This window comes from Bradyrhizobium sp. S3.7.6 (genome assembly GCF_054061875.1).
This window is the reverse complement of sequence record NZ_JBSSEQ010000001.1, coordinates 6,092,723-6,105,948: the sequence shown is the minus strand read 5'-3', so window position 1 is coordinate 6,105,948 and position 13,226 is coordinate 6,092,723. Positions and strand designations below refer to the sequence as shown.

Here is a 13,226-nt window from a genome sequence, read left to right as displayed (position 1 = left end):
CGCGATCGATACGTTGCTTATCAAGGAAAGAGGGGAGTTCGTCCCATGAAAACAGGTCTCGTGATCACCGCCCATCCCGGCGATTTCGTCTGGCGCGCCGGCGGCGCCATCGCGCTGCATGCGAAGAAGGGTTATCGCATGAAGATCGTCTGCATGTCCTTTGGCGAGCGCGGCGAGAGCCAGTTCGCCTGGAAGGAAAAAGGCGCGACGCTGGAGTCGGTCAAGGCAGGTCGCAAGGACGAGGCGGAGCGGGCGGCGAAGCTGCTCGGCGCCGAGATCGAGTTCTTCGACTGCGGCGATTATCCGCTGAAGCTCACCGAGGCGCATTTCGACCGCATGGTCGATATCTACCGCGAGCTCAATCCGAGCTTCGTGCTGACGCATGCGCTGGAAGATCCCTATAATTTCGACCATCCGAACGCGGCGCATTTCGCGCAGGAGACCCGCGTGGTCGCGCAGGCGATGGGCCACAAGCCCGGCGCGCAGTACAAATATTCGGCGCCGCCGGTGTTCCTGTTCGAGCCGCACCAGCCCGAGCAGTGTAACTACAAGCCGGACCTGCTCCTCAAGATCGACGAGGTCTGGAAGAAGAAGTACGAGGCGTTCCAGATCCTCGCCGCGCAAAAACATCTCTGGGGTTACTACGAGCGCGTCGCGCTCAACCGCGGCATCCAGGGCAGCCGCAACACCGGCGTGCCCATGACCTATGGCGAGGCCTATCAGCGGTTGTTCCCGACGGTTGCGGAGGAGCTGGCATGAAGCCCGTCGTCGTTCGCAACATCAAGCGTGCCGATCCCGCCGGGATGGCGGAATACGGCGTCTCGACCGTTCACGAGGCTTACGGTCGCCTCGGCCTGATGAAGCCTTACTTGCGGCCCGTTTGGGCCGGCGCGTCGATCGCTGGCCCCGCCGTCACGGTGCTGGCACAGCCCGGCGACAACTGGATGATCCATGTCGCCGTTGAGCAGTGCAAGAAGGGCGACATCCTCGTCGTCGGCTGCACCACCGATAACACCGACGGCATGTTCGGCGAGCTGCTCGCGACGTCGCTGCAGGCGCGCGGCGTGCAGGGGCTGATCATCGACGCCGGCTGCCGCGACGTCAAAGCGCTGCACGAGATGAAGTTTCCGGTGTGGTCGCGCGCCGTCTCGGCCAAGGGCACGGTCAAGGCGACGCTCGGCTCGGTCAACATTCCCGTGGTCTGTGCCGGGGTCAACGTCGATCCGGGCGACATGATCGTGGCCGATGACGACGGCGTCGTCGTGGTGCCCAAGCGCTATGCCTCTGAGGTCGCCGAAAAGGCGAAGAAGCGCAACGCGGACGAGGGCGGCAAGCGCAGGCGGCTGGCCTCGGGCGAATTGGGCCTCGATATGTACAGCATGCGCGAGGCGCTGGCGAAGGCCGGGCTGGTCTACGTCGACAATCCCGAGGACGTCTGAGCGGGACCAGAGAAGCGGAGCGGGCGGATGGATCGTCTCAAGTTGAAGGCTGTGCTCGGCAGTCACCCTCACGTGCAGGCGGTGAAGAGCGGCGAACTCCGCTCCAACCTGTTCGACCTCGATTTCATCGCGTACACGCCGACCAACACGGCGTTCAAGCCGATGGTGCGCGAGCAGGCGTTCGACGTCTGCGAGATGGCGATCGTTACCTATCTGATGGCGAAGGCGCATGGCAAGCCGCTGGTGCTGCTGCCTGCCACCATGCTCGGCCGCTTCCAGCATTCCTACGCGCTCTACAACCCTGCAAGGGGAGTGCTCGGGCCATCCGATCTCGAAGGCAAGCGCGTCGGCATCCGCTCGTTCACGACGACGACGGGCGCATGGATCAGGGGCATTCTCGCCAACGACTACGGTGTCAATCTCGACAAGATCCGCTGGATCACCTTCGAGGATCCGCACGTTGCCGAATATGTCGACAGCACCGAGCGTGCGCCGAAGGACAAGAAGATCTTGCAGATGCTGATCGACGGCGAGCTCGACGCCGTCCTCGGCGAGGCCTCTGATCATCCCACGTTGAAGCCGCTATTCTCCGATCCTGCCGCAGAGGCTGCCAAATGGTACACCCGTCGTGGCGTCGTCCCGGTCAATCATCTCGTGGTCGTGACAGAGCAGCTTGCGAAAGCGCGCCCCGACGTAGTTACAGGCGTTTATGACCTGCTTGAGCGGAACAAGGCGCAGGTGGGACCTGCGGCGACGCCCGACCTCGTTCCGTTCGGGATCGAGGCGAACAGAAAACCGTTGGAGCTGATCGTCGACTACGCATTCCAGCAGGCGCTGATCCCGCGCCGCTATGCGGTCGAGGAGCTGTTCGACGAGACGACACGAGGATTGAATTGATGGCAGGTGATCCCAGGCGCTGGCAGATCGGGCTCGTCGGCTACGGCGAGGTCGGCAGGATCCTGGCCGAGGATTTGCGGCAGCAGGATATCAAGGTAGCCGCTTACGACATCAAGCTCGGAGGCGAGCACGGCGCTCCGCTGAAGGAGCATGCGGCGAAGTTCGGCGTGACGCTGGCGGCGTCTCACGCCGAGCTGACCGCGAAATCCGATTTCATCATCTCCGCGGTCACGGCGAGCCAGGCCGTGCCCGTAGCAAAAGCCTGCGCTGGCGCAATCAACCAGGGCACCTGGTTCCTCGATTTCAATTCGGCGTCTCCCGGCGCCAAGCAGCGCGCCGCTGCGTTGATCGACGGCGCTGCCGGACGCTATGTCGAGGGCGCGGTGATGACCTCGGTGCCGCCTTATCGCATCAAGGTGCCGCTGCTGCTCGGTGGGCCCGGCGCGAGGGAGCTGGAGCCGCTGCTGAATACGATCGGCTTTGCGGCCAAGGTCGCGAGCGACAAGCTCGGCGTGTCCTCGGCCGTGAAAATGTGCCGCAGCATCATGATCAAGGGCCTTGAGGCCATGGTCATCGAAAGCTTCACCACTGCGCGGGCCTACGGCGTCGAGGACGCCGTGCTGGCTTCGCTCGCGGAGACGTTTCCGGCGATCGACTGGGAGAAGCAGGGCGCCTATTGCTTCCAGCGCGTGATCGAGCACGGCCGTCGCCGTGCCGAGGAGGTGCGTGAAGTCGCGGAGACCGTGCGCGAGGTCGGGCTCACGCCATGGTCGGCGCAGGGCACCGCCGAGCGCCAGGCCTGGGTTGCCGATCTCGCTGACGAGGGGCTGTTCGGCATCAAGGGGACGAAGGAATTTGCCCGCAGCGCCGATTGGCGCACCGAGGCGGATCGCATTCTGGCGAAGATCAAGCGCTGAGATCCAGCGCGCATTCAGCTCAAGACTCTGCTGCCGCCGCGTAGTCCGAGAGTTCGTCGCGCGCGAGCTCGATCAGGCTCATCAGGCTCGTGGCTTCGCGGACGACTTCCGTGGTGCGCTCGGTGCGGAACTCGGTGAGAATCGTGCGAATGCATTTGTCGGCGGTATCGAGCGTCAACAGCGCGCGGGCCATGTCGTCCTGCGTGTGGATTGCCGATATGTCGATGCCCGACAGGACTTCGCCGATGCCGGTCAGTCGCTTGATGGCCATCTCGGCGGGCGTGTTGGCCCGAATGGAATGGTAATCGATGCTGCTGAATGCGCTGAACATTCGATACTTCCCCGGAGAACGCAGATGTCAGTGCGTGTCTTAGTATGATCTCCTTGGCCCGTCGTGCAATGCGCGTATTTACGGTCAGGGATTCTACCGGATTGGGGAGTGAGGAAAGCTAGCGGTATAATCGAACGGAAAAGATCCGATCATTAGCCGCGCTTCCCGACAATCTTACCGTCGCATGCGACGAGCTTGCCTTCCTTGTACACGGTGCGCCCTTGCGGCACGCCGACAACGGCTTCAGGAATATGCTCGGCATTCAGTGTCACGAAATCGGCCTTGGCGCCGACGCGCAGGCCATAGCCTTCGAGCCGCAGCGCCTTTGCGCCGGATACGGTGACGACATCGAACGCGACGCGCAGTTCTTCGTCGATATTGAAGCCCGAGCGATAGCCGAGCGTCGTGGCCCGGCGCAGCATGTCGCCGTCGCCATAGGGCCACCAGGAATCGCGGATGTTGTCGTTGCCGCTGAAGACGGTGACGCCGGCATTGCGCAGGGCCAGGATCGGCGGGAAGGGCCGGGCGCCTGGCGCATTGGTCATGATCGCGACGCCCGAGCGGGCGAGGGTGTCGGCGATCTTCTTGAGCTGATCCATGGGGATGTCGCCGAGCCCGTAAGCATGGCTGACGGCAACGCGTCCCGCCATGCCGAGCGCGCGCGTCCGCGCCGCGATCTGCTCGATTTCGAATGCGCCCAGCGTGCCCATGTCATGCAGATGGATGTCGACGTCGACGCCGTGCTTGCCGGCGACACCGAACACGACGTCGAGATGCTTCTCGATGTCGCGATCGAAGCTCGCGGGATCGAGCCCGCCGACGAGATCGGAGCCGAGCCCGATGGCCTCGTCCAGCAATTGCGGCGTGCCCGGGCTCATCAGGATGCCGCTCTGGGGGAAGGCGACGAGCTGGATGTCGATCAGGCCCTTGTATTCCTCGCGCACGCGCAAAATCGTCTCGAGCGATTTCAGGCCGACCGAGCCGTCGACCATGACGTGGCTGCGCATCTGCGTGGTGCCGTGGCCGATGCAGAGATCGAGCTGGTTGCGTGCGCGCACATCCATCGGCGCTGATACGGCCATGTTCTGGGCCTGGAAGGCGACGCGCTCATGCACGTCGAACCCGTTGGTGCATGGCTTGTGCGGACGCCAGGCGTCGCCATAGAAGCTGGTGTCGAGATGGATGTGGCCTTCGACGAAGCCGGGAACGACGAGGACGTTGCCGAGGTCGATGGTCTCGTTTGCGGCGGGACGTTCATCGACGGGCGTGATCGCGGCGATGCGGCCGTCCGCGACGGCGATGTGATGCCGGGCTCCGCCGTCGAAGCGCGCGTTCAGGAAGATCGTGTCGAAGGCCATCCGGTTGCTCCGTTGGTCGATTGCGATGATCATCGCGCAAGCCGCGGGTCGGGCGCAAGGCGCGGAAAGTCGGTCAGCCCGGCCCGAACAAGGTGGGCCGCTGCCGCTCAAACGTCTGGCGGCCGCTCTTGAAGCCCATCACGATATCCGGCAGCTCGGCGATGGCGAAGCGGCTGTCCTGGGTTTCGAGCACGACGAGATCGGCGGGGTTGCCGACCTTGATGCCGTAATCGCCAAGGTTCATCAGCCGCGCCGGCAGTTCGGTCACGAGATCGAGGCAGGTATCGAAGTCGCTGACCGAAGCGTGCGCGACGTTGGCGTAGAAATTTGCCATCCGCAGCAGCGAGGCGTCGCCGAACGGCGTGAACGGGTTGAGCACATTGTTGGTCGCGACCGAACACAGCACGCCGTCGCCGGCGAGCTTGTGCGCAAGCGTCAGCCCGCGCGGCACGTTGTGGGTGGCTTCGCGGCCCATCAGATAAAGATCGGTTGCGGGCAGCACGGTGACGGCAACGCCTGATGTCGCCAGCTGCGCGGTGGCCGCCTTCATCCGCTCCGGCGGCAGTGCCGAGAGTTTTGTCGCATGGCCGATCGCCACGCGTCCTCCGTAGTTGCGCCGCTCGGTCTGGCGGCAGACCTCGTCGAGGTGCCACCAGGAGGGGTCGAGGTCGAAATCGAGATGGAGGTCGACGTCGACGTCGAATTCCTGCGCGAGATCGAAGATGCGTTCGAGATGCGCGTTCGGGTCGGTGTCCATATAGGGACAGCCGCCGATTGCTTCGCCGCCATCGCGCAGCGCCTGCACCAGCAGCTCATCGCTGCCGGGGTCGTTGGTCAGGCCTTCCTGCGGGAAGACACAGAGCGACAGGTCGATGGCCCAGGCATAGTCGCGCTTCAGCGCCTTGACCGCCTCGAAGCCGCGCAAGGCAATGCGGGGGTCGATCTCGACATGGGTCCGCATGCGCGTCGTGCCGTGCACGATGGCGCGCTCGAGCACTTTTGCGCCGCGCGCGTAGACGTCCTCGACCGTGAAATCCTTTTTCATCCCGGCCACGGCGCGGATCGCGTCCGAGACGCTGCCGTGATTGTGCCCGCAGCGGCCGAGCAGGCAGGCCTTGTCGAGATGGATGTGGGTGTCGACGAACCCGGGCAGGGCGAGGCGCCCGCCGACATCGACCTCGACGGCCTCGCAGGCAAGCTGCGGCTCGATCGCGGCGATGCGGCCGCCCTTCACGCCGATATCGACGGGTGCGGCGGATGATCGCAACAGCGTGTTGCGGAAGATCAGGTCAAGGGCGGGTTGGGCGGTCATGGCGTCGGATTCAGCTGTGGTAGCCTAGCGGAAGCTGGGGAAGCGGGCAGCTCCAGATTGTGTGCAGTTATGCCACCAAATTGTTCAAAAAATGTGCATACACTTTGGGGCGTGAATTGTAGAATGCCGCCACCTCGGAGAGCCCACCATGTCTGTCCCCGCAAAAGCCGAACGCCCGATGACCGACGCCGAGATCGTGGAGGCCTATCTCACGGCCTCGATGATACCCGATCCCGATGCCGCCGCGGCCTATATGAAGCCGGGTACGGTGATCACGTTTACCGGCGGGCGCGAGTTCGATCATCCGCGCGGCCCGACCGGCTTCAATGCGAACCGCTATCGCTGGGTCAAGAAGAAGATGGACCGGTTCGACGTCTGTCCGGGCACGGACGAGACCATCGTCTACAGCGTCGGCATGCTCTATGGCGAGTGGATGGACGGCACGCCGTTCGAGGGCAATCGCTATGTCGACCGCTTCGTCGTGCGGGGCGGACAGATCGTGAAGATGGACGTCTGGAACGATAGCGCAGAGCGGATTTTGGTCCAGCGCGGGATCGAGGCTTAACACGCGCATGATCCGGAAAAGTGTGCAGCGGTTTTCCGATAAGATCATGCGCAAACGAAAAGCTAAAGCGCAATTCGCTGCGCTTTAGCGACGAGCCACTTTCGGCAGCTTGACGACGCGGTCGCTCGTCACCTCGTCCGCATAGGGCGCGAGGATATCGAGCAGATCGCGGCCACGCTGCGGGGTGGGGGCCACCAATGCACGATTGGCCACGGAATCCAGATGATGGTGCATCAGTTCCATCACCTTGGCTTCGTCGCCCTTGGCGAGCGATGCGATGATGGCGCGGTGCTCGTTGATCGCGCATTCGGTGGAATGCGGTCGGCTGTAGAGTGACAGCGTCAGGCAGCAGCGATAGGCGACCTCGCTGACATAGCGCACCAGGATCGGGCTGTTCGTCATGTGCGCGAGCAGGATGTGGAATTCGGTGGCGAGCCGGATCGAAACTGCATCCGTGCCGCCGCGTGCGCGGTCCTCGGCATCGACATGGGCATTCAGCTCGGCGATCTGGCTCTTGCTTAGCTTGCCCGCGAGCTGGCGGACGACAAGGCCCTCGAGTTGGATGCGGATGTCGAAGGCATCGCGCGCCTCCTGCCAGCTCGGCGTTGCCACCACCGCGATCCGGTTGCGGCGGAGCTCGACGAGGCCTTCGGCAGCAAGCTGTCCCAGCGCATGGCGCGCAATGGTGCGGCTGACGCCGAAACGTTCGCCCAGCGCATCCTCGGGCAGCTTTGCACCGGGCTCCAGCGCCTGCTCGATGATCGCGCGCCTGAGTGCGCGGCAGATCACGCCGACCTTGTCCGATGATTCAGACGTCTTGCTGGTGGTGCGCGCCGCCATCGGCGAATCCTTGCGGGGAGGGTCGAAACCTCTCTTTAGCACAGGCTTTGTCCAATCCAGCGCTCCAGTTGCATGCAGTTTGGCAGCCGAATTGCCTAAATCGAATCCGGCCATCCGGCGGGGAGTTTGGCCAAATCATTGATTTTGCGAGGACGACCGACTGGCACCCAGCTTGCATGCACTTTGCCTGTGATGCGCATGCAACCCAACGCCCAATTTGACGGCCAGCCCGTTCCCGAAGGCTCCGGCCCGACCGCCATTGAGCTGTCCGAGGCCACCGTGACCTTCGGGCGCGGCGACCGCGCCGTGCCCGCTCTGTCGAAGACGACGTTGCGGATCGCCGACGGCGAGTTTGTCGCACTGGTCGGCCCGTCCGGATGCGGCAAATCGACCATTTTGCGTCTCGTCAGCGGCCTGGTGCAGCCGACCAGCGGCGTCGTCATCGTCGGCGGCCGCGAGGTCGCGGCGCGGGCGCTGCGGGTCGGCATGGCCTTTCAGAACCCGACCATGCTGCCGTGGATGACGATCGAGCGGAACATCATGTTGCCGCTGAAGATCGTCGAGCCGTTCCGCTCGAACTTCCGCAAGCTGCGTAAGACCGAGTTTCGCGACAAGGCCAATGCGCTGCTGGAGCAGGTCGGCCTTAGGGGATTTGGCAGTCGCTATCCCTGGCAGCTATCCGGCGGCATGCTCCAGCGCGCCAATCTCTGCCGCGCGCTGATCCACGAGCCGCGCATGTTGCTGCTGGATGAGCCGTTCGGCGCGCTGGACCAGTTTACCCGCGAGGAGCTGTGGGCGATCCTCCAGAACCTCTGGATGACGCACAAGCCGACCGTGTTGCTGGTGACGCACGATTTGCGTGAAGCCGGTTTCCTCGCCAGCCGCATCTGCGTGATGAGCGCGCGTCCCGGCCGCATCCTCGATGACAGCCGTGTGGAGTTCGCGCGGCCGCGCACCGTTGCCATGACCTTCGAGCCGGATTTCGTCGCGCTGAACCAGAAGCTGCGCGCCTTCATCGAGGATGCGCGCAGCGCAGCCCAACAGGGGACAGGCTGATGTTCGGGATCGATGTCAGGCAGAAGGCATGGTCGGCGGGACTGATCGTGCTGTTCTTCGTCGCCTGGGAGCTGTTCTGCCTGATGACCGGCATGTCGGACCTGGTGCTGCCGCGGCCATCACAGGTTTTTGTCACGCTGTTTCAGCGCTTTCCGGTGCTGTGGCCGCACATCGTGCAGACGCTCGCGACCACCATGTTCGGCTTCGTCCTCGGCGTTGCGCTGGGTGTCGCCCTCGGCGCCATCATCGGCGTCTCCAAGACGGCCTATGACACCTGCTATCCGCTGCTGATCGGCTTCTCCTCGATCCCCAAGGTCGCGGTGGTGCCGATCTTCGTGCTGTGGTTCGGCTCCGGCACGGTGCCGGCGGTGCTGACGGCGCTGTCGATCTGCTTCTTCCCGATTGTCGTCAATATCGCCACGGGCCTCGCGACCACCGAGCCCGAGCTCGAAGACGTATTGAAGGCGCTCGGCGCCAGCAAGTTCGACATCCTCTGGAACGTCGGTCTGCCCAGGACCATGCCGTTCTTCTTCGCCTCGCTGAAGGTCGCGATCTCCTACGCCTTCGTCGGCGCCGTGCTGTCGGAGACGGTCGCCTCCAACCGCGGCATCGGCAACGTCATGATGACCGCGTCCTCCAATTTCAACGTGCCGCTGGTGTTCGCCGGCCTGTTCGTGCTCGCCGGCCTCGGCGTCGCGCTCTACGCGGTGTTCTCGCTGATCGAAGGGCGTGTCACCGGCTGGGCCACGCGCAAGAACGACGTGATCGCCACCTGAATTTCTGAACCGTCACGCAACGAAGCTTGAGGAGGTCTCGATGTTGAGAAAAGTAACAGTCGCGCTGCTGGGATTGGCTCTGTCCACGGGCGCTGCCACGGCCGACGACACCACGATCAAGTTCACGCTGGGTTGGAAGACGCAAGGCAGCGATGCCGCATTCTTCTACGCCAAGGACAACGGCTATTTCAAAGAGGAAGGCCTCAACGTCGTCATCGACCAGGGCGAGGGCTCCGGCGCCACTGTCACGCGCGTGATGTCGGGGGCCTATGACGCCGGCTTCGGTGACGTCAACGCCATCATCCAGAACGCCTCGACCAAGCCGCAGGAGGCGCCCGTCATGGTCTACATGATGTGGAACCAGCCGCCGTTCGCGATCGTCGCCAAGAAGACCAGCGGCATCAACACCATCAAGGATTTTGAGGGCCACACGCTGGGCGGCGCGCAGGGCACGCCGACGACGCGGCTGTTGCCGGTGTTCACCCGCAAGAACGGGCTCGACGGCGAGAAGATCAAGATCTCCAACATGGCCCCGAACCTCCAGGAGCCGATGCTGATCAAGGGCGATATCGACGCGGCGCTCGTGTTCAACATCACCAGCTATTTCAACCTCGTGCTCAACCGCCAGGACCCTGACAAGGATTTCAAATGGTTCTCGTTCGGTGAGTACGGCCTCGATCTCTATTCCAACGGCGTGATGGTCTCGAAGAAGCTGATCGCGTCGAACCCGAAGGCCGTGGCCGGCCTCGTCCGCGCCATCAACAAGGGCGCGATTGCAGTGGCCAAGGACCAGAACGCCGGCATGAAGGCTGCGCTGAACTACGACAATCTGATCGACGTCGCCGTCGAGAAGCGCCGGCTGCAATATTCCTTCGACAAGCTGATCGTCTCGCCGGAGATGAAGGAGATCGGCATCGGCGACATCAAGGATGACCGCATGACGCGCGCCATCGGCATCGTGGTCGAGGGTTATCAGCTCGCCCGCGCGCCGACACCCGCAGAGGTGTTCTCGCGCGAGTTCCTGCCGCCGCGTGCGGAGCGGGAGTTGGTGTATACTGCCAACTAAATTTGGAGAGACGGTCATGGCCACGGAGATTGCGGCAACCAGCCTGTTCCGTGGCCCTGATCTCGGTGTGACCGACAATGTCGTGCTGCGGCACGATAAGGGTACCATCACCGACATTCTTGAAGGAGCGGGGCCTGCTGGCGGGCCTCGCTCCTTCGTCATTCCTGCCTTCGTCAACGCCCATGACCATGCGCGCGCGACCGCGTCGTCCTTCGGGGCGGTCGGCATGCCCCTCGAAAGCTGGATCCTGCGCACCGCGCTCGGCACGCCCTTCGATCCCTATCTGACCGCGGCCTCCGCACTGGCACGTTCCGCCAGGGCTGGTTGCGCGGCGATGATGGTGCACTACACCCGCCCAAGCGGGACGATGCCGTTGCTCGATGAAGCCAAGGCGATTGCGAGGGCGGCATCCGATGTCGGCATCCGCGTGGCATTTGCCCTCGCGGTGCGGGACCTGAATCCGATCGTTTATGGCGATGCCGAGCCGATTCTCTCCGGCCTCCCCAGTGATGACCGCAAGAGCATCGAAGACCTCTTTGTCCGCGCGCCGATGTCTCCGAAGGCCTATATCGAGCTGACCGATGCGATTGCCGCCGCCATCTCCGGCCCGATGGTCGACGTGCAGCTCGGGCCCGCCGGCGTGCAATGGTGTTCGAAGCCACTGCTGGAGGCGATGGCGGAGAACTCGGCGCAGACGGGCCGCCGCATTCACATGCATCTGCTGGAGACCGTCTATCAGCGCGCCTGGGCCGACCAAAACTTTCCGGACATGGTGCGTTGGCTGCGCGATATCGGCTTCCTCTCGGAGCGGCTGACGCTGGCGCACTGCATCCACGCCCGTCCCGATGAGCTGGAGATGATCGCAGCCTCCGGCGCGCGCATCGTCACCAATTTCAGCTCGAACATGCATCTGCGCTCGGGGCTCGCCCCGATCGCCGCCGCACACAAATGTGGCTGCGCCATCGCGGTCGGCGTCGACGGGTTGGCGCTGGACGAGGACGACGACATCCTGCGCGAGATGCGGCTGGTGCAGATGGCCCATGGCGGCCTCGGCTTCAGGGCGACCTGGACGCCGGCCGAGCTGTTCGCGCTCGCCGTCCGCAATGGGCGCCGTGCCACCGGCGCGCCCGGGAGCGGCGAGCTCGTCGCAGGCAATCCCGCCGATTTCGTCGTGATCGACCTCGACCGGCTGAATCGAGATCAGATCATGCCCGTCGACCCCATGGCGCTTCTGTTCGCGCGGGGCAATGCGTCGCTGGTGAAGGAGGTCGTCGTCGCCGGCAAGACGATCGCGAAGGACGGGGCCTGCATGGGCGTTGACCTGCCGGCCATCGAGCAGGAGTTGCGGGCGATGTACCGCGTCAATGTCGGCAAGCTCGGAAGTTTTCAGCGCATGTGGCCGTCCCTATCGGAGCGCGTCTCCGGTTGGTTCGAACAGCAGCTCACTTGCGAGTAGGAGGCGACCAGGGAAACGCCCGCCTGACGATCGGGCGAGCGCTTCCAATGGCACGAATGCCGTCGTTACTGCAATGCCTTGAGCTTGGTGTTCTTGCCGTCGACCACCTCGAACACGACATAGCGAGGCTGCATCTGGCCGTTCGGCAGGAACTGGACGTCGCCGAACACGGTGCCCTTGACGGGCTTGCCGCGGATCGCCTCTGCCACGGTCTTGCGATCGAGCGACTTGGTCTGTTCGACCGCCTGCGCCCACACCTGCACGGCGGCGGCGCCGAGCGCGGCGCTCTTGTCCGGATCAACGCCGTAGGCCTTCTTGTAGGCCGCGACGAACGCTACGCTCTCCGGCTGCGTCGTGAACGGCGGCAGATCGGGGAAAAAGATGTCGGCCGATATCACGCCGTTGTTGGCGTCGCCGGCGACCTTGTACACGGTGCTCAGCATGATGCCGACGGCGCCGACGAAGGTGGATTTTATGCCGGCCTGGCGATACTGGTCGACCAGCGCGGGAAGGCCTGAGGAATTCGACGAACTGGTGACGATGACGGCGTCTGGATTGGCGCCCTTGATATTGGTCAGCTGGACGCGGAAATCGGTGTCCTTGAACGCGAACTTTTCGGTCATGATGACTTCACCCGAAAAGTTCATCTTCTTGAATTCGGCCTCGACGGCGGTCTGAAAGCCGTTGCCATAGACGTCGTTCTGGGTGAGGAACGCGATTTTCTTCGCCTTCATCGTCTGGGCGACGTATTTTGCGATGACTTCCGCATCGAGGCCGTTCGAGCTGTTGATGCGCATCGCGTAAGGGTTCGTCTCGCCGCTGAGGATCAGATCCGACTTCGAGACCGCGGTGAAGTCGAGAATGTTGCCGCGGGCGAGAATCGGCTGCATCGCCAATGTGACTGGTGAGTTCCAGCCTTCGATGACGATGTCCGCCTTCTCGGCAACCATCTCGTTGGCGCGGCTGACGCCGACCGCGGGCGTGCTCTCGTCGTCCTTGGAGATCACCGTCAGCTTGCGGCCGAGCAGGCCGCCCTTGTCGTTGATCTGTTGGACCATCAGCTTGACGGCGTTGGTCACGGTCTGGCCATCAGGGCCGGCGCCGCCGCTGAGCGGAAAGATGGTGCCGACCTTGATGTCCTGCGCCACAGCTGGCACAGATGCGAGACCCAACAATAGCGCGAGAGCCAGTTTCGTCTTGTGCATGCGCTTCC

Annotated in this window: 14 protein-coding genes; 9 read left to right on the top strand and 5 right to left on the bottom strand. The window is 63.7% G+C overall.

What is annotated here, in order from left to right; translation table 11 throughout:
* Positions 1 to 45 precede the first annotated feature (45 nt).
* The 4 genes from ACVJ5M_RS30190 to ACVJ5M_RS30175 are packed head-to-tail and all read left to right on the top strand — an operon-like array spanning position 46 to position 3,253.
* Complete coding sequence (locus ACVJ5M_RS30190) at positions 46 to 759, top strand: PIG-L deacetylase family protein (protein WP_063983938.1); 714 nt, start codon at positions 46 to 48, stop codon at positions 757 to 759.
* Positions 756 to 1,439, top strand: a complete 684-nt coding sequence (locus ACVJ5M_RS30185; RefSeq protein WP_063983937.1) for a 4-carboxy-4-hydroxy-2-oxoadipate aldolase/oxaloacetate decarboxylase — start codon at positions 756 to 758, stop codon at positions 1,437 to 1,439. The genes ACVJ5M_RS30190 and ACVJ5M_RS30185 overlap by 4 nt, the downstream gene beginning before the upstream one ends.
* Before the next feature lie 27 nt (positions 1,440 to 1,466).
* On the top strand, positions 1,467 to 2,336 hold the full coding sequence (locus ACVJ5M_RS30180; protein ID WP_063983936.1) for a substrate-binding domain-containing protein: 870 nt from the start codon (positions 1,467 to 1,469) through the stop codon (positions 2,334 to 2,336).
* Positions 2,336 to 3,253 (top strand): NAD(P)-dependent oxidoreductase, encoded by a 918-nt coding sequence (locus ACVJ5M_RS30175; protein ID WP_063983935.1) that lies wholly within the window; start codon positions 2,336 to 2,338, stop codon positions 3,251 to 3,253. Before ACVJ5M_RS30180 ends, ACVJ5M_RS30175 begins: the two co-directional genes overlap by 1 nt.
* 19 nt (positions 3,254 to 3,272) lie before the next feature.
* On the opposite strand, the gene ACVJ5M_RS30170 is transcribed toward ACVJ5M_RS30175, so the two are convergent.
* From ACVJ5M_RS30170 to ACVJ5M_RS30160, 3 genes are all read right to left on the bottom strand, one after another.
* On the bottom strand, positions 3,273 to 3,584 hold the full coding sequence (locus ACVJ5M_RS30170; protein ID WP_063983934.1) for a hypothetical protein: 312 nt from the start codon (positions 3,582 to 3,584) through the stop codon (positions 3,273 to 3,275).
* A gap of 152 nt (positions 3,585 to 3,736) precedes the next feature.
* Complete coding sequence (locus ACVJ5M_RS30165; RefSeq protein ID WP_063986447.1) at positions 3,737 to 4,942, bottom strand: amidohydrolase family protein; 1,206 nt, start codon at positions 4,940 to 4,942, stop codon at positions 3,737 to 3,739.
* A gap of 73 nt (positions 4,943 to 5,015) precedes the next feature.
* Positions 5,016 to 6,254 (bottom strand): amidohydrolase family protein, encoded by a 1,239-nt coding sequence (locus tag ACVJ5M_RS30160; RefSeq protein ID WP_063983933.1) that lies wholly within the window; start codon positions 6,252 to 6,254, stop codon positions 5,016 to 5,018.
* Positions 6,255 to 6,402: 148 nt separating this feature from the next.
* On the opposite strand from ACVJ5M_RS30160, the gene ACVJ5M_RS30155 reads away from it, so the two are divergent.
* A complete protein-coding gene (locus ACVJ5M_RS30155; RefSeq protein ID WP_063983932.1) occupies positions 6,403 to 6,819 on the top strand; it encodes a nuclear transport factor 2-like protein in 417 nt (138 codons plus the stop codon).
* A gap of 84 nt (positions 6,820 to 6,903) precedes the next feature.
* On the opposite strand, the gene ACVJ5M_RS30150 is transcribed toward ACVJ5M_RS30155, so the two are convergent.
* Entirely contained in the window at positions 6,904 to 7,659 is a 756-nt protein-coding gene (locus ACVJ5M_RS30150) for a GntR family transcriptional regulator (RefSeq protein WP_231144594.1), read from the bottom strand.
* A gap of 198 nt (positions 7,660 to 7,857) precedes the next feature.
* On the opposite strand from ACVJ5M_RS30150, the gene ACVJ5M_RS30145 reads away from it, so the two are divergent.
* From ACVJ5M_RS30145 to ACVJ5M_RS30130, 4 genes are read left to right on the top strand one after another with little or no spacing between them, the layout of a single operon-like run.
* The gene (locus tag ACVJ5M_RS30145; RefSeq protein WP_063986446.1) at positions 7,858 to 8,715 is read left to right on the top strand and encodes an ABC transporter ATP-binding protein; all 858 of its coding nucleotides are present in this window, start codon (positions 7,858 to 7,860) and stop codon (positions 8,713 to 8,715) included.
* A complete protein-coding gene (locus ACVJ5M_RS30140; RefSeq protein ID WP_063983930.1) occupies positions 8,715 to 9,491 on the top strand; it encodes an ABC transporter permease in 777 nt (258 codons plus the stop codon). The genes ACVJ5M_RS30145 and ACVJ5M_RS30140 overlap by 1 nt, the downstream gene beginning before the upstream one ends.
* Before the next feature lie 40 nt (positions 9,492 to 9,531).
* Positions 9,532 to 10,557, top strand: coding sequence for an ABC transporter substrate-binding protein (locus tag ACVJ5M_RS30135; protein ID WP_063983929.1), 1,026 nt, complete (start codon positions 9,532 to 9,534; stop codon positions 10,555 to 10,557).
* 16 nt (positions 10,558 to 10,573) lie between these two features.
* A complete protein-coding gene (locus ACVJ5M_RS30130; RefSeq protein ID WP_283018655.1) occupies positions 10,574 to 12,013 on the top strand; it encodes an amidohydrolase family protein in 1,440 nt (479 codons plus the stop codon).
* Between the two features lie 65 nt (positions 12,014 to 12,078).
* Here ACVJ5M_RS30130 and ACVJ5M_RS30125 read toward each other — a convergent pair whose 3' ends face one another.
* On the bottom strand, positions 12,079 to 13,218 hold the full coding sequence (locus ACVJ5M_RS30125) for an ABC transporter substrate-binding protein (RefSeq protein WP_063983927.1): 1,140 nt from the start codon (positions 13,216 to 13,218) through the stop codon (positions 12,079 to 12,081).
* Positions 13,219 to 13,226 lie beyond the last annotated feature (8 nt).